Source organism: Halomonas sp. NCCP-2165 (assembly GCF_023708045.1).
GTDB classification, from domain to species: domain Bacteria; phylum Pseudomonadota; class Gammaproteobacteria; order Pseudomonadales; family Halomonadaceae; genus Bisbaumannia; species Bisbaumannia pacifica.
The window spans coordinates 42,017-61,031 of sequence record NZ_BRCY01000011.1 but is presented as its reverse complement, the minus strand read 5'-3'; the positions used below and the strand labels follow the sequence as shown (position 1 = coordinate 61,031).

At 65.9% G+C, this 19,015-nt stretch carries 14 protein-coding genes; 9 read left to right on the top strand and 5 right to left on the bottom strand.

What is annotated here, in order from left to right; genetic code table 11:
• Positions 1–1,588 (top strand): type I secretion C-terminal target domain-containing protein (locus NFU04_RS07745; RefSeq protein ID WP_251308927.1); only part of this gene is annotated, 1,588 nt, incomplete at its 5' end.
• A gap of 104 nt (positions 1,589–1,692) precedes the next feature.
• Positions 1,693–2,016, top strand: coding sequence for a tryptophan synthase subunit beta like protein (locus NFU04_RS07740; RefSeq protein WP_146803500.1), 324 nt, complete (start codon positions 1,693–1,695; stop codon positions 2,014–2,016).
• A gap of 7 nt (positions 2,017–2,023) precedes the next feature.
• Here NFU04_RS07740 and NFU04_RS07735 read toward each other — a convergent pair whose 3' ends face one another.
• The 5 genes from NFU04_RS07735 to NFU04_RS07715 form a co-directional block, all read right to left on the bottom strand.
• Positions 2,024–3,955: an EAL domain-containing protein gene (locus NFU04_RS07735; RefSeq protein ID WP_251308926.1), complete on the bottom strand. Its 1,932-nt coding sequence runs from the start codon at positions 3,953–3,955 to the stop codon at positions 2,024–2,026.
• A 55-nt stretch (positions 3,956–4,010) separates the two neighbouring features.
• Positions 4,011–4,703, bottom strand: coding sequence for a transglutaminase-like cysteine peptidase (locus NFU04_RS07730; protein ID WP_251308925.1), 693 nt, complete (start codon positions 4,701–4,703; stop codon positions 4,011–4,013).
• Between the two features lie 75 nt (positions 4,704–4,778).
• Positions 4,779–5,957: a cation diffusion facilitator family transporter gene (locus NFU04_RS07725; RefSeq protein WP_251308924.1), complete on the bottom strand. Its 1,179-nt coding sequence runs from the start codon at positions 5,955–5,957 to the stop codon at positions 4,779–4,781.
• A gap of 26 nt (positions 5,958–5,983) precedes the next feature.
• A complete protein-coding gene (locus NFU04_RS07720; RefSeq protein ID WP_251308923.1) occupies positions 5,984–7,165 on the bottom strand; it encodes a 1-acyl-sn-glycerol-3-phosphate acyltransferase in 1,182 nt (393 codons plus the stop codon).
• Positions 7,166–7,183: 18 nt separating this feature from the next.
• Positions 7,184–8,125: a recombination-associated protein RdgC gene (locus tag NFU04_RS07715; RefSeq protein ID WP_251308922.1), complete on the bottom strand. Its 942-nt coding sequence runs from the start codon at positions 8,123–8,125 to the stop codon at positions 7,184–7,186.
• Positions 8,126–8,287: 162 nt separating this feature from the next.
• Here NFU04_RS07715 and NFU04_RS07710 point away from each other — a divergent pair, with 162 nt between their 5' ends.
• The 7 genes from NFU04_RS07710 (at position 8,288) to rpsA (ending at position 18,888) form a co-directional block, all read left to right on the top strand.
• Positions 8,288–8,722, top strand: coding sequence for an acyl-CoA thioesterase (locus tag NFU04_RS07710; RefSeq protein WP_251308921.1), 435 nt, complete (start codon positions 8,288–8,290; stop codon positions 8,720–8,722).
• Positions 8,723–9,044: 322 nt separating this feature from the next.
• Positions 9,045–11,762, top strand: a complete 2,718-nt coding sequence (gyrA, locus tag NFU04_RS07705; RefSeq protein WP_251308920.1) for a DNA gyrase subunit A — start codon at positions 9,045–9,047, stop codon at positions 11,760–11,762.
• An 84-nt stretch (positions 11,763–11,846) separates the two neighbouring features.
• Positions 11,847–12,926: a 3-phosphoserine/phosphohydroxythreonine transaminase gene (gene serC / locus NFU04_RS07700; protein ID WP_251308919.1), complete on the top strand. Its 1,080-nt coding sequence runs from the start codon at positions 11,847–11,849 to the stop codon at positions 12,924–12,926.
• A gap of 78 nt (positions 12,927–13,004) precedes the next feature.
• Positions 13,005–14,096 carry a prephenate dehydratase gene (gene pheA / locus NFU04_RS07695; protein WP_251308918.1) on the top strand — a complete coding sequence of 364 codons (1,092 nt, stop codon included), beginning with the start codon at positions 13,005–13,007 and terminating at the stop codon, positions 14,094–14,096.
• 2 nt (positions 14,097–14,098) lie between these two features.
• Positions 14,099–16,354 (top strand): bifunctional prephenate dehydrogenase/3-phosphoshikimate 1-carboxyvinyltransferase, encoded by a 2,256-nt coding sequence (locus NFU04_RS07690; RefSeq protein ID WP_251308917.1) that lies wholly within the window; start codon positions 14,099–14,101, stop codon positions 16,352–16,354.
• On the top strand, positions 16,351–17,034 hold the full coding sequence (cmk, locus tag NFU04_RS07685) for a (d)CMP kinase (RefSeq protein WP_198058535.1): 684 nt from the start codon (positions 16,351–16,353) through the stop codon (positions 17,032–17,034). Before NFU04_RS07690 ends, cmk begins: the two co-directional genes overlap by 4 nt.
• A gap of 177 nt (positions 17,035–17,211) precedes the next feature.
• A complete protein-coding gene (gene rpsA / locus NFU04_RS07680) occupies positions 17,212–18,888 on the top strand; it encodes a 30S ribosomal protein S1 (RefSeq protein WP_251308916.1) in 1,677 nt (558 codons plus the stop codon).
• The last annotated feature ends 127 nt before the right edge of the window (positions 18,889–19,015 follow it).

Here is a 19,015-nt window from a genome sequence, read left to right as displayed (position 1 = left end):
CACCACGGTGGCCGGCGTCTACGGCACGCTGACCGTGAACCAGGACGGTAGCTGGAGTTACACCCTCGACGACAACACCCTGGACCATGACCTCATCGATGCCACCGGCACCGACGATCAGGTACAGGACCCGTTCCAGGTGCGGGTGAGCGATGACGATGGCGACGTCTCACCGGAGGCGACGCTGACCATCGACGTCAATGACGACGGCCCGGCCTTCACGCTGGTTAATGACGGTGACGGTAATGGTATTGTTAGCCTGATCACACAGAACCCGGCTGTCGATACGACCTATACCGGTAATTTCGCCGACTGGATTTATGGTGCGGATGGTTTTGGTGAGGTCACCGCTACCTTGCCAGAGGGTGTGGAAGTTGGGTCTGTTGCTGCCGATGGTAGTCAGGTTGTGCTTAATTTCTACGAAGGCGATGTACTTGTAGCCATCCTCACGCTGAATGCCGATGGTGAAGATACGCTTGAGGTCTTCCATCGTGAACCCGAGGTTGAGTTTTTCGACATTAGTGGTGCAGAGGCGAATGCAGGTGGCCCTGAAGGCGAATTGCTGATCGATTTGGGGGGTGATGCAGATTTCAATGTCCTTGTTACTGCCGAAAGTAATGGAAGTTCTGCTGTGGTCAATCCCAGCGATCAGGGGTGGGGGGTTGATAACCAGAATATCAACGTCAATCAGTCGATACTGTTCTCATTTGTTGATGATGGGGATAACGCGACTCCATTTGGGATTAAAGACTTCAAGTTCCAGGCAACAAAATATACTGGCCAGTACGGCGGTGCCATCACGATAACGATAAGTTATATCGATCCGGACACCATGATGGAAGCAATGGAGACTATTTCTCTCTCCGTGACATCTGGGCAGACAATACAGATTACTGACCTTGGGTGGTCAGATTACGAGGCCGGTAATCTACTGACCTCCGTTGAAGTCGCTCATAATGGTGACAGTGGTGCCTTCAATTTGAACAATATTAATGTTGGGGCTGAGTCTTCCACACCGCCGGATGATCTGTCCTATGAAGGTATCGTTCTCGATGTCGTGGATGCTGATGGTGATACGGATAGCGTAGAGTTCAGCCTGGTGATTGATGGTGAAGAAGGGGAGGAGCTGGAAGTCGAGGCAATTACCGGGACCTCAGGTGATGATGTCCTGGTGGGTACAGATGGTGATGATATCCTGATCGGTGGCGCTGGAAACGATACCCTGACCGGCGGCCTGGGCGCCGATACCTTCGTCTGGAATCTTGGCGATCAGGGCTCCGATAGCGACCCTGCTGAGGACGAAGTCACGGACTTCACGCTAGGGGAGTTCGGCACTGATGCCAATGCCGATCAGCTGGATATCAGCGACCTGCTCCAAGGGGCAGGAGTTGGGAATATCGATGGTTACGTCGTCGCTGAACAATCAGGGAGCGATACCATCCTGCATATCAAACATGATGGAGGAATCAGCGGTGATGGCAGCAATGCGGATCAGACGATTCTGCTGTCCGACGTGAGTATGGGCGGTAACAATTCCGCGGACTTTATTCAGTCCTTGATCGGTGATGGCCAGCTCAATATCGAATGAGCCAGCCTGTCCCGCATCATCCCTCCGCCGTGCCCGCCTCGCGGGCACGGTTTTTTTATATTGGGTTATGCTGAAGTCAAGATACGTCGGGCGAGGAGGGTGTCATGTACGTGAGCCGGGATGAGACGGGGGCCTTGAGAAAGGTGAGTCGTGAGGCCTCACCGGAGTGTCGGGAGTGGTTGCCCGGGGATGATCCCGAGCTGGATCGCTTCCTGGGGCGGGAGACGGCGGCGGATCCGTTGTTGGCCTCCGATCTGGAGCTGGTCCGGGTGCTGGAAGACTTGATCCAGGTGCTGATGGACAAGGGGGTGATCAGTTTCACCGACCTGCCCGATGCCGCCCGGGACAAGCTGTTGACCCGCAAGTCGCTGCGTCGCCGGCTCAATAGCGTCAACTTGCTCGACGATGAGGAGGATGACGTCATCTGATCGACGCTCAGTCGTTCTCGCCGTCATCCTCCAGGTTATGGCGCGGATCACGAATCCCCGGCCCGGTGAGGCCATGAACGCCGATCTCGATCAGGGTATCCCGTTCCCGGTGTGTGGTGACGCCCTCGGCGATGGAGAGAATGCCCAGTGAGCGGCACAGGGTCACCATGCCCCGCACCATGGCCTGACGCTCCTGGCTGGTCTCGATGGCAGCCACCAGGCTGACATCCAGCTTGATATAGCCCAGCCCCAGGTCCTGCAGGTCGGCCAGTCGTGCCAGGCCGGCGCCGGCGTGCTCCAGGCCGATACGGCAGCCGTGGGGGCGCAGGGCCTGGCAGAGGTCGCGGACACGGTCGAGGCGGTACTGCACGGCCACCTGGGGCAGCTCCAGCCAGAGGGCCGGACCGGCGTCGGGGTGTGTCGTCAGCAGGCGTTGCAGTTGGCTGATCAGGTGGCTGTCGCCGATGCCTTCCAGCGACAGGTGGATGCCGCGGGGCAGGCCATCCCGGTCGATCTCGCGCAGGGCCTGGGTGACCACCGCCAGGTCGAGTCGAGGCTGGAGCGCCAGCCGGCGTACCCAGGGCATAAAGACCTCGGGACCGCGCCAATGCCCGCGCAGCCGGAGCCGGGAGGGGCACTCGTGATGGAGCAGTTCGCCCTCGGGGGTGAGCACCGGGTAGTGAGCCAGGTAGGCGCCATCGTCGAAGGCCTGCGCCAGGGCCTGGCGCCACTGATCATGGCTGGTGAACAGCGGCGGCGGTGCCTCGCCCCTGTCCACGACCTGCTCCCTGGGCCCCAGGGCCTCGGCCTCGGCGAGGCCCGCATCGAGACGGCTGAGCAGTTCGGCGCGTCGGGCGTCCGGGGTCAGGCGTGCCACCGCCAGTGGCAGGGGGATGGTCTCGGCGGCGTCGGCCAGGGGGTGCAGGGTGACCGCCAGGCGTGAGGCCAGGGCCCGGGGATCATCCTCCCAGTGCAGCAGCAGGGCGAAGTCGCTGCCGTTGAGTCGACCGCAGAAGCTGCCTTCTTCGCCATCGGCGAGGCGTGTCAGTGCCTGGCCAAGCTCGACCAGCAGGGTATCGATTCGGGCATGGCCCAGGCGTTCGTTGTAGGTGGTCAGGTCGCCGACCCGGATCAGGGCGAGGCAGCCATGGGCCTCGCGGCGTTCGCTCTCCAGGCTGGCCTGGAGGCGTTGCATGAAGTGGTCGCGGTTGGCCACCCGGGTCAGGGGGTCGAGCCGCAGGCGATGATGCAGTCGGTCGAGCTTCTCCCCCTCTTCGTTGAGCATTTCCCGCACCCGTGTCGAGAGTCGGTTCATGGCGGCGGTCACCTCGCGTAGCTCCCGGGTGCGCGGTTCGGGGCGAGTGGTAAAGCGCCGTTCGCCGATCTCCCGGGCCTGGGTCACCGTGGCCTGCAAGGGGCGCCGGATACCACGCACGATCCACCAGGCGAGCAGGGCGCTGAGTAGCCCGGCCAGAAGGAACCAGGCGGTGAGCTGCAGGCCGCGGCGCCACAGGGTGCGGTAGGCATAGCTGTGCTGGCTGGCCAGGGTCAGGGTGCCGTATTGCCGCCAGCCGTCCTGAACCACGGCGCGGCCGGGCGGTACCTCGAAGCGGACCAGGGCCACGAACCAGCCCGGCAGGTCATCGATCTGCTCGTCCGCCTGGCGCTGCAGGATCGTCTCGCCAGCGGGGCTCTCCAGGCGGATCGAGCGGTAGTGGCCGGTGTCGAACTGGGCCGCCAGCAATAGCTCCATCAGCACCGGATCCTTGTCGAGCTGCGTCATGCTGAGTGCCAGGGCATTGGCATTGTCGGCGTTCTTGATGCGCACCTCCTGCTGAATATAGTGGCGGGTCGCGGTCAGGCCGATCATCAGGCTGCCGCCGAAGGCCAGCAGGAGTACCAGGCCAATGATGAGCCAGAGCTGCTTGATCAGTGACATGGGCGCACCTCACTGACGGGGTTGCCTTGCGGGTGGGGATGAGGGGCTCGGGGAATCATAGGAAGCCTTGCTCCTCCATGCGGGCCAGGGCACCGCGCCAGCGGGAGAGCCGGGCCAGTGGATCGCCGCGGGAGGCGGAGGCATCGCCGACCCACAAACCATTGCTGTTGAAGCTGAAGACCGGGTCGAGGTCGATTCGCTGCGCGGCCGGGGTAAGGGAGGGCACCAGGTTGTCGAGGATCAGGGGCTCGGCATCCGCGGTGGCGTAGTAGCCGAGCACCATATGCGCCTGGGTGATGCGGCTGCGACCGATCCGCGCCCGCACATAGATCATGCGCAGCCGCTCTCCGGGCACGCCCAACTGCCTGAGGGTGAGGTACTTGGCGATGGAGTAGTCCTCGCAGTCGCCGCGACCGTTGCCCAGGGCCTCCAGGGGCGTGGCCCAGTAGTCCTCGCGGCCCCAGGCATCGAGATCGTCCACCCAGCGAATGCGCCGGTTGAAGAAGTCGTTGACCTCGCCAAGCCGGGTCGGCAGGTCCGCCTCCTGGAGCCGGCTCAGCAGGTTCAGCCAGGCCTCCAGCGCCGCCAGCCCCGGCTCCCCATAGCGCGATCGCATCTGCTGCCTGAGTCGCGAGGCATCCATGATCGCCGTGGCGGCGTGGGGCCCCAGCAGTCCGGCCAGCAGCACGCCGGCTCCTGCCATCAGGAAGCGGCGGCGAGTCAGCGATGACGGGGCCGGAGCATGCATCGGGCGGGCGACTCCCCTGGGTGACATACTGTTTCAGAATGTATCCAGTCTAGCAGTTGGGGAGCGCTGCCAGGGTCACCGTCGGGCGGTTTCTCCGGGGCCGACCCAGAGTCGCAGGCGACCCAGCCAGGTCAGGTGTGCCGCGCGTTGCCGCAGGCTGGCGGCCAGGGGTTCCAGGGCGACCTCGGCGGTGGACGCGTCGATATAGAGGGAAATATCGATACGGTTGTCCAGGTAATGCAGGTCCAGCGCCAGCCGTGATTGCCAGCAGGGCTCGTCGCCCCAGGCCTCGGCGAGCCGCGCCTCGACCTCACGGCGCAGGGGCAGGCCGGGCTGATGGCTATGGGCCAGCATATTCTGGTCGTCTTCGGGGTCGATATGGAAGGTCACGTCATGCAGGTCGGGGAAGGCCTGGCGCAGTCGCCGGCTCACCTCGTTGCCGATCTCATGGGCCTCGGAAACGCTGATGCGTGGCGGTACCACGATATGCAGATCGAGCAGCACATTCCCGCCCACGGTCCGGGTGCGCAGGTCATGGATGCCGCGGACCCCGGGCACCCCTTGCCCCTCCTGGCGCATCGCCGCCTGCTGGCTTTCCGGTAGGGCGGTATCGATCAGTTCCTGGCTCGACTCCCACAGCAGGCGCCCGCCGATCTTGCCTACCAGCAGGGCCACCAGCACCGCGGCCACGGCATCCAGCCAGCCATGGCCGAACTGGGCGCCGACCAGGCCCACCAGGACCACCACGGTGGACAGGGCGTCGCTGCGCGAGTGCCAGGCGTTGGCCTCCAGCAGCTTGGAGCCTATGCGTCGCGCGGTGCGCAGGGTGTAGTGGTAGAGCCACTCCTTGATGGCCAGGGCCACGACGGCCAGCAGGATGGCCCAGAGGCCCGGGGTGGGGATCGGCTCGCCGGTGGATAGCCGCATTACGCTGGCCCAGGCGATGCCCCCGGCCACGAAGAGCAGCACGCTGCCTAGCCACAGGGTGGCCAGGGTCTCGATGCGTCCATGGCCATAGGGGTGGTTGCGGTCGGGGGCCTGGTGGCCGAAATGGGTGGCGGCCAGCACGAAGGCATCGGTTCCCAGATCCGAGAAGGAGTGGATGCCGTCGGCCACCAGCGCCGCCGAGCCCACCAGGGTGCCGACCATGACCTTGAACAGGCCCAGCAGGCCGTCGAAGGCGGCGCCGACCAGGGTCACGCGGCGCGCTTCGCGTCCCTTGTCGGCCGGCTCGAGAGGGGAAGCATTAGCCATGGTCGGTGTCCTGGGCGGTTCGCCGGTTACAGCCTGCCGGCCCGGTTGAGCACCGGGTTGGCATATTGGGCCAGCCACCAGTCGCGCAGGTGGGCCGGCACCTCGGCCAGGCGCGCCTCGAAGCGGCGGCGATCCGCCTCGGTCACCTCGCTGAGATCGAGCAACTCCCGGCGCAGCCCTTCCTCGATGCCCTCGCTGGCCTCCAGGGCCAGGTAGTGGCTGGGGAAGAGGTGGTAGCCGGCCAGCACCTGGCGATCGATCTCGGCGGTCACCGCCTCGGCGGAGTCGAGGTCCTGTCTCAAGCCGACAGGCGTCCCGAAGTGAAGCCGGATGCGCCCCTTGGGGCCGGTGATGCCGGCAACGATGGAGCGGATGTCCTCATACTGGACCTTCTCGTAGCGTCCCTCGGTATGCAGGGCATGCAGCTCGTGGGCCTTCTGCAGGTCGCAGGGATCGTACTCGTAGCTGATCGACACCGGCACCAGGCGCAGCTCGCGGACCGCCTCGCCGATGCCCAGCGTCTTGTCCTGCTGGCGGCGCGCCATGGTCAGCATCTTGATGATCGCCGGGTCGGCACGGTCGATACCGTCCTTGGCACGCCCCTCCCGCTGGGCCATCCAGATGGAGTGGTTGTCCTCGATGATGGAGTGGCGGATATAGGCGGAGAGCCGCTGGTAGGCGGCCAGCATGGCGCGCTTGCCTCGGGCGCTGCGCGGCACGATAAAGCTCTTGTTGAGGCGCATCAGGTCGCTGACATAGGGCTTCTGCAGCAGGTTGTCGCCGATGGCGATGCGCACCGTGTTGCGCCCGGCCAGGTAGAGGGCGTAGTTGACGAAGGCCGGATCCAGGGAGATATCCCGGTGGTTGCCGATAAAGAGATAAGCGGTATCGCCATCCAGGGCATCCAGGCCGGTCACTTTGAAGGCGTCGGTGGTGGTGCGGATCATGCGCTGCATATAGCCGGCGATGCGCGCCTGGAAGTCGCGCACGCTGGTCACGCCGCGTACCTCACGGCGCACGACGAAACTGGCCAGGGTGCGTGCCAGGCCAGGGGCGAAACGGGCCAGGCGCGGCAGTTTGAACTGGGTCAGGGCGTCGAGCAATTCCGGGTCGCGGGCCAGGCGCGCCAGGACCTCGGCGACCTCGTCGTCATGGTAGGGGCGAATCTCGGCGAAGGGATCCGGGGTGTCGTTCGATGCTTGTGTCACGGGGCTATCACACGCTCGTTATTGTTGGGCCAGGGTGGCGGTGCCACCCTCCTGGGCACTGGCTTCACCGCCCAGCCAGCGGGTCAGTTGGCTGATGACCGGAGCCAGGGTCTGGGCCATCAGGGCGAAATCGGTCTCCAGGCGCAGGATGGCATCGTCGCCATCGTCGGCCTGGGCCGCCTCATCGATCACCGCATCGGCGAAGCGCAGCGACTTCAGGGCCAGGTCGTCATGCAGGGTCCAGGCGAGCTGGCCTTCCACCTCCAGGGCGAGACGCGTGACCTGGCGGTCGTTCTCCAGCAACTGCTTGATCTCGTCGCTGTCCAGGTCCATCTGCCGGGCGCGCACCACGCCCTCGTCCTTGGCCTTGAGCTCCACCTGATCACCGAGCACCAGCCCCTCGGGGCGCTGTTGGGGATCGCCGAGCCAGGCGGTCATGGCGCGGATCGGCAGCATCTGGGTGGCCAGGGGGGTGACCTTGAGGCTGCCCAGGGTCTGGCGCAGCAGGTCGAGGATCTCCTCGGCGCGCTTGCGAGAGCTGGCATTGACGCCGATCAGGCCGCCGCGAGTATCCCACCACAGGTCGAGGCGCTGGCTGCGCACGAAGGCGCGAGGCAGGAACTCCTCGTAGACCTGCTCCTTGATGGCCTGGCGCTCGCGGCGGGGCAGGGGGCGACCCTCGGCGGCCTCGCGGTCGGCGGCGCGTTCCTCGACCTCCTCGCGTACCACGGCGCTGGGCAGCACGCGCTCCTGACGCAGCGCCGAGAGCAGTCGATGGCCCTGCACCTCATGCACGAAACGGGGGCTGGTGCGCCCGCCCGGGGTGCGCCACCCCAGTCGGGTCGCCTCGCTGCCGCCCAGGGGGCGAAAGGCCTGTTCGGCGAGCCGCTCCTCCAGGGCCTCCAGCGGGATGACCTCGGTGTCATGCAGTCGATAGAGATGCAAGTGCTTGAACCACATAGCCAGTCCTGGGCGAAAAAAGGAGGCCTATTATGGCCAAAGGCAGCGACGGGTACCAGCGCGCGGGTGGCATATCGATCGTTTCAAACTTATGTTTGATTGCCACCGTTCGGGACCCTAGACTCGAGGTCGGCGTCACGATCACAACCCAAGGAGTCCCCGATGACCGCTCCCCTGACCCATACCCGGCTTCGCGTTCGCGGCTACCACCTGGATGGCTATGGTCACGTCAACAATGCCCGCTACCTGGAGTTCCTCGAGGAGGGCCGCTGGGCCTACTTCGACGAGCGTCCCGAGGTGGCGCGGTGGTTCGCCCCGGGGGAGGTGGCCCTGGTGGCGGTCAACCTGAATATCGATTACCGCCGGGCGGCGGTGGCCGGTGATGACCTGGAGGTGCAGACGGCTCTGGCGGCCCTGGGCGGGCGCAGCGCCAGGATGCGTCAGCGTATCCTGCGTCGCGGCGATGGCGACGTGGTGGCCGATGCGACCCTGACCTTCGTGCTGCTGGATGTCGCCAGCCAGCAGGCACTGCCCATCGAGGGGGCGCTGCGCGAGGCCCTGGCGCCGCTGGTGGTCGATCTCGATACCCTAGCCTGACCTAAAACAGTTGTTCTGGCGCTCCGTCAAGGTGTGGCTGAGGGGCGCTGGGGGCAGGCCGGAGCAAAGCGTCTTTTTCAAGGACGAAAAAGCCGAGCGCCCAGGGAGGGGTTCACAGCGTCTTTGCGCGGGGCCGGCCTTCCGGAGCGCCTGCCCGCAGGGTAGCCCCGGGCCTCTATAGAGAAGAACGCTAATGCGATAGCCCCGTGTGTCCCCGCCGCCCCGCTGCCCTTGAGGGTGGGGCGGTGGTATACTCCGCCCTTGCTGTCACGACGCTAACGCCGTCGCGCCAATCTGTCGCAGTACAAGGATTCGACGACCCATGGGTGAGATCGCCAGAGAGATTCTGCCAGTCAATATCGAGGACGAGCTGAAGCAGTCGTACCTCGATTACGCCATGAGCGTGATCATCGGCCGGGCGTTGCCGGACGTGCGCGATGGCCTCAAGCCGGTGCACCGCCGCGTCTTGTTCGCCATGAACGAGCTCGGCAACGACTGGAACAAGGCCTACAAGAAGTCTGCCCGTGTGGTCGGCGACGTCATCGGTAAGTATCACCCCCATGGGGATAGCGCCGTCTATGACACCATCGTGCGCATGGCCCAGGACTTCTCCATGCGCCATGTGCTGGTGGATGGTCAGGGCAACTTCGGCTCCATCGACGGCGACAGCGCCGCCGCCATGCGTTACACCGAGGTGCGCATGGCGCGCCTGGCCCACGAGCTGCTGGCCGACCTCGAGAAGGACACCGTCGACTGGGTCGACAACTACGACGGCACCGAGCGTATCCCCGAGGTGCTGCCCACCAAGGTGCCCAACCTGCTGGTTAATGGCTCCTCCGGCATCGCCGTGGGCATGGCCACCAATATTCCGCCCCATAACATGGGCGAAGTCATCGACGCCTGCCTGGCGTTGATCGACGACTATACCCTCAGCGTCGATGACCTGATGGAGTACATCCCCGGCCCCGACTTCCCCACCGGCGCCATCATCAATGGCCGCGCCGGCATCCTCGAGGCCTATCGCACCGGTCGCGGGCGCATCTATGTTCGCGCCCGCCACACCATCGAGCACGACGACAAGAGCGGCCGCGACCATATCATCGTCACCGAACTGCCCTACCAGGTGAACAAGGCGCGGCTGATCGAGAAGATCGCCGAGCTGGTCAAGGACAAGAAGATCGAGGGCATCGCCGAGCTGCGCGACGAGTCCGACAAGGACGGCCTGCGGGTGGTGATCGAGGTCAAGCGCGGCGAATCCGGCGAGGTGGTGGTCAACAACCTCTTCGCCCAGACCCAGCTGCAGAACGTCTTCGGCATCAATATGGTGGCCCTGGAGGACGGTCAGCCGAAGATCCTCAACCTCAAGGAGATCCTCGAGGCCTTTATTCGCCATCGCCGCGAGGTGGTCACCCGGCGCACCCTCTTCGAGCTGAAGAAGGCCCGGGAGCGTGGCCATATCCTCGAGGGCCTGGCCGTGGCCATCTCCAATATCGACGAGGTGATCGAGCTGATCAAGGCTTCGCCGAGCGCCGCCGAGGCCAAGGAGAAGCTGCTCGACAAGACCTGGCAGCCGGGGCAGGTGACCGCCATGCTGGAGCGTGCCGGGGCCACCTCCTGCAAGCCGGAGGAGCTCGGCGAGGGCTTCGGCCTGAGCCCCTCCGGCGGCGAGTACCGCCTCTCGCCGGGCCAGGCCCAGGCGATCCTCGAGCTGCGCCTGCATCGCCTCACCGGCCTGGAGACCGAGAAGCTCCTGGACGAGTACCTGAGCATCCTCGAGAAGATCGCCGAGCTGACGGCGATCCTCGCCTCCAGCGAACGCCTGCTGGAGGTGATCCGCGAGGAGCTGGTCGCGGTGCGCGAGCAGTTCGCCGACGCGCGCCGCACCGAGATCCAGGCCAGCCACCTGGACCTGTCCATCGAGGACCTGATCGCCGAGGAAGACATGGTGGTCACCGTGTCCCGCTCCGGGTACGCCAAGACCCAGCCGCTCTCCGACTACCAGGCCCAGCGCCGCGGCGGCCGCGGCAAGTCCGCCACCGCCATGAAGGACGAGGACGTCATCGAGCACCTGCTGGTGGCCTCCACCCATGACACCGTGCTGCTGTTCTCCAATCGCGGCAAGGTCTACTGGCTCAAGGTCTACGAGATGCCGGCGGCGAGTCGCGGCTCCCGGGGCAAGCCGCTGGTCAATATGCTGCCGCTGGAGGAGGGCGAGTCGATCAACGCCATCCTGCCGGTGCGCGACTACGACCCGGAGAGCTATATCTTCTTCGCCACCGCCAAGGGTACGGTGAAGCGCACCAGCCTCGAGCAGTTCTCGCGGCCGCGCAGCGTCGGCCTGATCGCCATCGACCTGGAAGAGGGCGACCGCCTGGTGGGCGCCGCCATCACCTCCGGCAGCGACCATGCCATGCTGCTCTCCTCCAACGGCAAGGCGATTCGCTTCGAGGAGACCGCGGTGCGTGCCATGGGCCGCACCGCCCGCGGCGTGCGCGGCATGCGCCTCGTCGAGGGCGCCGAGGTGATCAGCCTGATCATCCCGCAGAGTCAGCAGATCGATGCCGAGGCGGATAACGACGCCGATGCCGAGGAGGGCGCCGAGCTCGCCTCCGTCAATGGCAATGGTGGCCAGATCACTATCCTGACCGCCTCCGAGAACGGCTACGGCAAGCGCACCCGCCTGGAGGAATTCCCGCTGCGCGGTCGCGGCGGCCAGGGCGTGATCGCCATGCAGACCAGCGAACGCAATGGCTCGCTGGTGGCCGCCATGCAGGTCTACTCCGCCGACGAGATGATGCTGATCACCGACCGGGGCACCCTGGTGCGCACCCGGGTCGAGGAGGTCTCCACTAGCTCCCGCAACACCCAGGGGGTGATGCTGATTCGCCTCGGCGAAAGCGAGAAGCTGGTCAAGACGGTGCGGGTGGACGAGCCGGAAGAGCGCGAAACGCCGGCAGAGGATGTCGCGGAGGCGGACGCCGCCGGGCCGAGCGATGAGGCGGCGGGCGCCCCGGAATCCGCGCCATCCGACGACGACTGATACCGTGATGCGGGCCGCCGAGGGTGGCCCGCCTTCGCCTGGTGCCATGCCGGGCTACTAGGGAAATCTGGAAGCCAAACACCGATGACACGCCATTTCAATTTCTGTGCCGGCCCCGCCGCCCTGCCCACCGCCGTGCTGGAGCGGGCCCGCGATGAACTCCTCGACTATCAGGGGCGCGGCCTCTCGGTGATGGAGATGAGTCACCGCAGCGATACCTTCGTGGCGATCGCCGAGGCCGCCGAGCGGGACCTGCGCGAGCTGCTGGCCATCCCCGACAATTATCGGGTGCTCTTCCTGCAGGGTGGCGCCTCCATGCAGTTCGCCATGCTGCCCTATAACCTGTTGGGTCAGGGCGGCACCCCCAATTACCTCTACACCGGCATCTGGGGCAAGAAGGCGATCGCCGAGGCGCGCCACCTGGTCGGCGCGCATATCGCCGCCGAGAGCGGCCCGGGCCTGACCGCGGTGCCGCGCCAGGCGGATATCGCCCTCTCCGAGGACGCCGCCTACCTGCACTACACCGCCAACGAGACCATCGGCGGCCTGGCCTTCGACTACATTCCCGAGGCGCCGGTGCCGGTGGTCTGCGATATGTCCTCCAGCATCCTCGCCGAGCCCCTGGACGTATCGAAATTCGGCGTCATCTATGCCGGCGCCCAGAAGAATATCGGCCCCGCCGGCCTGACCCTGGTGATCGTCCGCGACGACCTGCTGGATCGCGCCCTCCCGCAGACCCCCAGCATGTTCAATTACCGGCTGATGGCCGAGAACGGCTCCATGTACAACACTCCGCCCAGCTATGCCTGGTACCTGGCCGGGCTGGTGTTCCAGTGGTTGAAGCAGGACGTGGGCGGCCTCGAGGCCATGGCCGAGATCAATGCCCGCAAGGCGGCCAAGCTGTATGGGGCCATCGACGCCAGCGACTTCTACTCCAATCCCATCGCCGCGGGCAACCGCTCGATGATGAACGTGCCCTTCGTGCTGGCCGATGACGCCCTCAATGGCGCCTTCCTGGCCGAGGCCGAGGCGGCGGGGCTGCTCAACCTCAAGGGGCATCGCAGCGTGGGCGGCATGCGCGCCAGCCTCTATAACGCCGTGCCCGAGGCGGCGGTGGATGCCCTGGTGAGCTTTATGGCCGACTTCGAACGGCGTCGGGGGTAGGGGCAGGCCCACGGCTTGCCAACGTTGAAGAAAAAATGGGGGCCTGGCTCCCATTGACCAAGAGAGAAGGGAACACCCATGAGTGATACCCCCATCGATCTCGATGCGTTGCGCCAGCGTATCGATAGCCTGGACAGCGATATCCTGCGCCTGATCAGCGAGCGCGCCCAGGCCGCCCAGCAGGTGGCCCAGGTCAAGACCGCCGCGGATCCCAAGGCGGTCTTCTACCGTCCCGAGCGGGAGGCCCAGGTACTGCGGCGCATCATGGAGCTCAACCCGGGGCCCCTGGACAGCGAGGAGATGGCGCGGCTGTTCCGCGAGATCATGTCCGCCTGCCTGGCCCTGGAGCAGCCCGTCAAGGTGGCCTATCTCGGCCCCGAAGGCACCTTTACCCAGCAGGCGGCCCTCAAGCATTTCGGCGACAGCGCCGTCAGCCTGCCCATGGCGGCCATCGACGAGGTGTTCCGCGAGGTCGAGGCGGGCGCCGCCAATTACGGCGTGGTGCCGGTGGAGAACTCCACCGAGGGGGTGATCAACCATACCCTGGACTCCTTCGTCGACTCCTCGATCCGTATCTGCGGCGAGGTGGTGCTGCGTATCCACCACCACCTGCTGGTCTCCAGCACCACCCGCCAGGACAAGGTGAGCCGCATCTACTCCCACCCCCAGTCCTTCGCCCAGTGTCGCAAGTGGCTGGATGCCCACTATCCGGGTGCCGAGCGGGTGCCGGTGGCCTCCAACGCCGAGGCGGCCAAGCTGATCAAGACCGAGTGGCACAGCGCGGCCATCGCCGGCGACATGGCGGCCAAGCTCTATGATCTTGAGAAGATCGCCGAGAAGATCGAGGATCGCCCGGACAACTCCACCCGCTTCCTGGTGATCGGCAACCAGGACGTGCCGCTCTCCGGCGACGACAAGACCTCCATCGTGGTGGCCATGCGCAACCAGCCGGGGGCCCTGCACGACCTGCTGGAGCCCTTCCATCGCCACCAGATCGACCTGACCCGCCTGGAGACCCGCCCGTCCCGCAGCGGCGTGTGGAACTACGTCTTCTTTATCGACTTCAAGGGGCATCGTGACGAGCCCCGGGTCGCCGCGGTGCTGGAGGAGGTGCAGCAGCGCGCCGCCGAGCTCAAGGTGCTGGGCTCCTACCCCGTGGGCGTGCTCTAGGCATGGGGACCCAGGAGGCCGCGCGGCTCGAGGAGCCGCGCCTGCTGATCGTCGGCCTGGGGCTGATCGGCGGCTCCCTGGCCGCCGCCCTCAGGGCCCGCGGCTTTGACGGCGAAATCCTCGCCTGTGACCGCGACGCCGACGAGATCGCCCGGGGCGTGGCCATGGGCATCATCGACGGCGGTGACACCCAGCTCGAGCCTTTGCTGGCCGGCGTCTCCCTGGTGGTGCTGGCGGTGCCGGTGCTGGCCATGGAGTCGGTGCTGTTGGCCCTGGGCCGGGGGCTCGGCGAGCGCCTCGATACGACGCCGATCACCGATGTGGGCAGCAGCAAGGTGGCGATTCGCGATGCCGCTCGGCGCGCCTTCGATCGCCTGCCGCCGTCCCTGGTGCTGGGCCATCCCATCGCCGGTTCCGAGAAGAGCGGGGTGGCGGCGGCCAATCCGGACCTCTATCGCCGCCACAAGGTGATTCTCACCCCCACGGCGGAGACCGCCGCCGGGGCCGTCGCCCGGGTGCGCGCCCTGTGGCGCGCCTGCGAGGCCGAGGTGCTGGAGATGCCGGTGGAGCGCCACGACCAGGTGCTCGCCCGCACCAGCCACCTGCCGCACCTGCTGGCCTTCTCGCTGGTGGATACCCTGGCCCGCCAGGACGAGCGCCTGGAGATCTTCCGCTACGCCGCCGGCGGCTTTCGCGACTTTACCCGTATCGCTGGCAGTGACCCGGTGATGTGGCGCGATATCTTCACCGCCAACCGCACGGCGGTGCTGGCGGCCCTGGACGACTTCGAGGCGGGCCTGGCGCGGCTGCGCCGGGCGGTGAGCGATGGCGACGGCGATGCCATGCTGGCCACCTTCGACCGGGCCAGCCATGCGCGACACTATTTCGATACTTTGCTGAATCAGACCAGGTACTACCCGACCATGGAACACAACAACGTACGCTACCGGGTCGCCCCCGGTGGTCAGGTCGCCGGGCGCATCCGCGTCCCCGGCGACAAGTCGATCTCCCACCGTTCGATCATGCTCGGCGCCCTGGCCGAGGGGGTCACCGAGGTAAAGGGCTTCCTCGAGGGCGAGGACAGCCTGGCCACCCTGCAGGCCTTCCGCGAGATGGGCGTGGCCATCGAGGGTCCCCATCAGGGTCGGGTGACCATCCACGGGGTGGGCATGCACGGCCTCAAGGCGCCGGCGGGGCCCCTCTACGTGGGTAACTCCGGCACCGCCATGCGGCTGTTCGCCGGGCTGCTGGCCGGTCAGGCCTTCGACAGCGAGCTGACCGGCGATGCCTCCCTCACCAAGCGCCCCATGGGCCGGGTGGCCGATCCGTTGCGCCTGATGGGCGCCGAGATCGACACCGCCGAGGGCGGGCGGCCGCCGCTGCGCATTCATGGCGGCAAGGCGCTCAAGGGCATTACCTACGACATGCCCATGGCCAGCGCCCAGGTGAAGTCCTGCCTGCTGCTCGCCGGCCTCTATGCCGAGGGCGAGACCCGGGTGCGCGAGCCGGCACCGACCCGCGACCATACCGAGCGCATGCTCAACGGCTTCGGCTATGCGGTCGAGCGGGACGGCGACACCTGCTGGCTCAGCGGCGGCGGCAAGCTCGGTGCCGGCCCCATCGACGTGCCCTCGGATATCTCTTCGGCCACCTTCTTCCTGGTGGCGGCGGCCATCACTCCGGGCTCGGACCTGTTCCTCGAGCACGTGGGCATCAACCCGACCCGGGTCGGCGTGATCAATATCCTGACGCTGATGGGGGCCGATCTCGAGCTCTCCAATCAGCGCGAGGTGGGCGGCGAGCCGGTGGCGGACATCCGCGTGCGCTACGCGCCCCTCAAGGGTATCGATATTCCCGTGGAGCAGGTGCCGCTGGCCATCGACGAGTTCCCGGCGCTGTTTATCGCCGCCGCCAATGCCGAAGGCATCACGCGGCTGCGCGGCGCCGAGGAGCTACGGGTCAAGGAGTCCGACCGCATCCAGGCCATGGCCGATGGCCTGGCGGTGCTGGGGGTCGAGCATACCGTGGTTACCGACGGCATCGATATCGTCGGCGGCAAGCCCGAGGGGGCCAACTACGGCGGCGGACGCATCGACAGCCTGGGCGATCACCGCATCGCCATGGCCTTCACCGTGGCGGGGCTGCGCGCCAGCGCGCCCATCGAGATCGATGACTGCGCCAACGTGGCCACCTCCTTCCCCGGCTTCGTCGAGCTGGCCGGCCGGGTCGGCCTGCGAGTGGACGAGGAGGGCGCATGACGGCCCCGGTCCTGACCATCGACGGCCCCGGCGGCGCCGGCAAGGGCACCATCAGCCGCTTGATCGCCGAGCGCCTGGGTTGGCACCTGCTCGACTCCGGCGCCCTGTACCGCATCACCGCCCTGGCGGCGCTGCGTCGTGAGCAGGCCCTGGACGACGAGGCGGCCCTGGCGGCCCTGGCCGCCGGCCTCGACGTCAGCTTCCTGCCCGGCGACAGCGGCGTGCGGGTGATCCTCGACGGCGACGAGGTGAGCGGCGAGATCCGCACCGAAACGGTGGGCGATGCGGCCTCCCGGGTGGCGGCACTGCCGCGGGTCCGCGAGGCGCTGCTCCAGCGCCAGCGGGACTTCCGCCAGGCTCCCGGCCTGGTGGCGGATGGCCGCGACATGGGCACGGTGGTGTTTCTCGATGCCCCGCTCAAGGTCTTCCTCACCGCCTCGGCGGAGGAGCGTGCCCAGCGCCGCTACCGCCAGTTGCGGGAGGCCGGCCTGAGTGCTAATCTTACGAGTCTTTTGAAGGAAATTCAGGCACGCGATGCGCGCGATACGCAGCGCAGCGTGGCACCGCTCAAGCCGGCAGATGATGCCATCACGCTTGACACCACGCGCCTGACGATACCGGAAGTGGTGGATCGGCTGATCGAGCTGCTGGCCCAACGGGGCCTGGCGCCGAACGCCTGACGATCCCTTGCGGCCCCCCGATGTGATGTCATGGCATGGTCAGGCAGGCAAGACGGTAAGCCTGGCCAGGTCCAACCAGCGCTAACATCCCCGGGGGATCTTGGTAGTAGGCCCGCACTCGCTGGTGGTGCGGAGAGGGCGGTAACCCCGCTAACCCGTTGATCACGTAGGAACATCATGAGCGAAAGCTTTGCCGAACTGTTTGAACAGTCACTCCAGGACATCAACATGGAGCCGGGCGCCATCGTCCTGGCTTCCGTCGTCGACATCGAAGGTGACTGGATCACCGTCAATGCCGGCCTGAAGTCCGAAGGTCAGATTCCCGCCGCGCAGTTCCGCGACGAGAATGGCGAACTGACCATCGCCATCGGCGACGAAGTCAAGGTCGCCCTGGAAGCCGTCGAGGATGGCTTCGGCGAAACCCGCCTGTCCCGCGAGAAGGCCAAGCGTGCCGAAGCGTGGAAGGAGCTGGAAGCCGCCTTCGAGAAGGACGAGATCGTCAAGGGCGTGATCAACGGCAAGGTCAAGGGTGGTTTCACCGTCGACGTCGCCTCCATCCGCGCCTTCCTGCCGGGTTCCCTGGTCGACGTTCGTCCGGTGCGCGATACCGCTCACCTGGAGAACAAAGAGCTCGACTTCAAGGTCATCAAGCTCGACCCGAAGCGCAACAACGTCGTCGTGTCTCGTCGTGCCGTCCTCGAAGCCGAGAACAGCGCCGAGCGTGAAGCCCTGCTCGCCACCCTCCAGGAAGGCCAGCAGATCAAGGGTATCGTCAAGAACCTCACCGACTATGGTGCCTTCGTGGACCTGGGTGGCGTCGACGGCCTGCTGCACATCACCGACATGGCCTGGAAGCGCATCAAGCATCCGTCCGAGATCGTTGCCGTGGGCGACGAGATCAACGTCAAGGTGCTGAAGTTCGACCGCGAGCGCAACCGCGTCTCCCTGGGCCTCAAGCAGCTGGGCGAAGATCCCTGGGTCAACATCAAGGATCGTTACCCGGAGAACACCAAGGTCACCGCCCGCGTCACCAACCTCACCGACTACGGCTGCTTCGCCGAGCTGGAAGAGGGCGTCGAGGGTCTGGTTCACGTCTCCGAAATGGACTGGACCAACAAGAACATCCACCCGTCCAAGGTCGTCAACATCGGCGACGAAGTGGATGTCATGGTGCTGGATATCGACGAGGAGCGTCGTCGTATCTCCCTGGGTATCAAGCAGTGCACCACCAACCCGTGGGAAGACTTCAGCGGCCGTTACAACAAGGGCGACCGCGTGGCCGGTACCATCAAGTCGATCACCGACTTCGGTATCTTCATCGGCCTGGAAGGCGGCATCGATGGTCTGGTGCACCTCTCCGACATCTCCTGGACCGAGTCCGGTGAAGAGGCCGTGCGCTCCTTCAAGAAGGGCGACGAGGCCGAGGCCGTGATCCTCTCCATCGATCCGGAGCGCGAGCGCATCTCCCTGGGCATCAAGCAGCTGGATACCGATCCGGTCGCCGAGTTCCTGGCGGTCAACGACAAGGGCTCCATCGTCACCGGCCGCGTGGTCGAGGTCGATGCCAAGGAAGCCCAGGTCGAGCTGGCCACCGACGTGGTGGCGGTGCTCAAGGCCTCCGAGATCAGCGCCGATCGCGTCGAGGATGCCCGCAACGCCCTGAGCGAGGGTGACAGCGTCGAGGCCCGTATCATCGGTGTCGACCGCAAGAACCGTCAGATCAACCTGTCCATCAAGGCCAAGGATCAGGAAGATACTCGCCAGAACCTCAAGAAGCTGCGCGAGCAGGATGTCGACGCGGGTGGTCCGACCACCATCGGCGACCTGATCAAGCAGCAGATGGGTCAGGACTAAGCCCTAGCGCTTGTTCCAGCCATTCTGGCTTGACGAAACGCCGCCCCTCGGGGCGGCGTTTTCGTGTCTGAGCGGTTGATACTCATCAAAGCGCCGCCGTCCCGGGTATTCCATACTTCAGCGAATC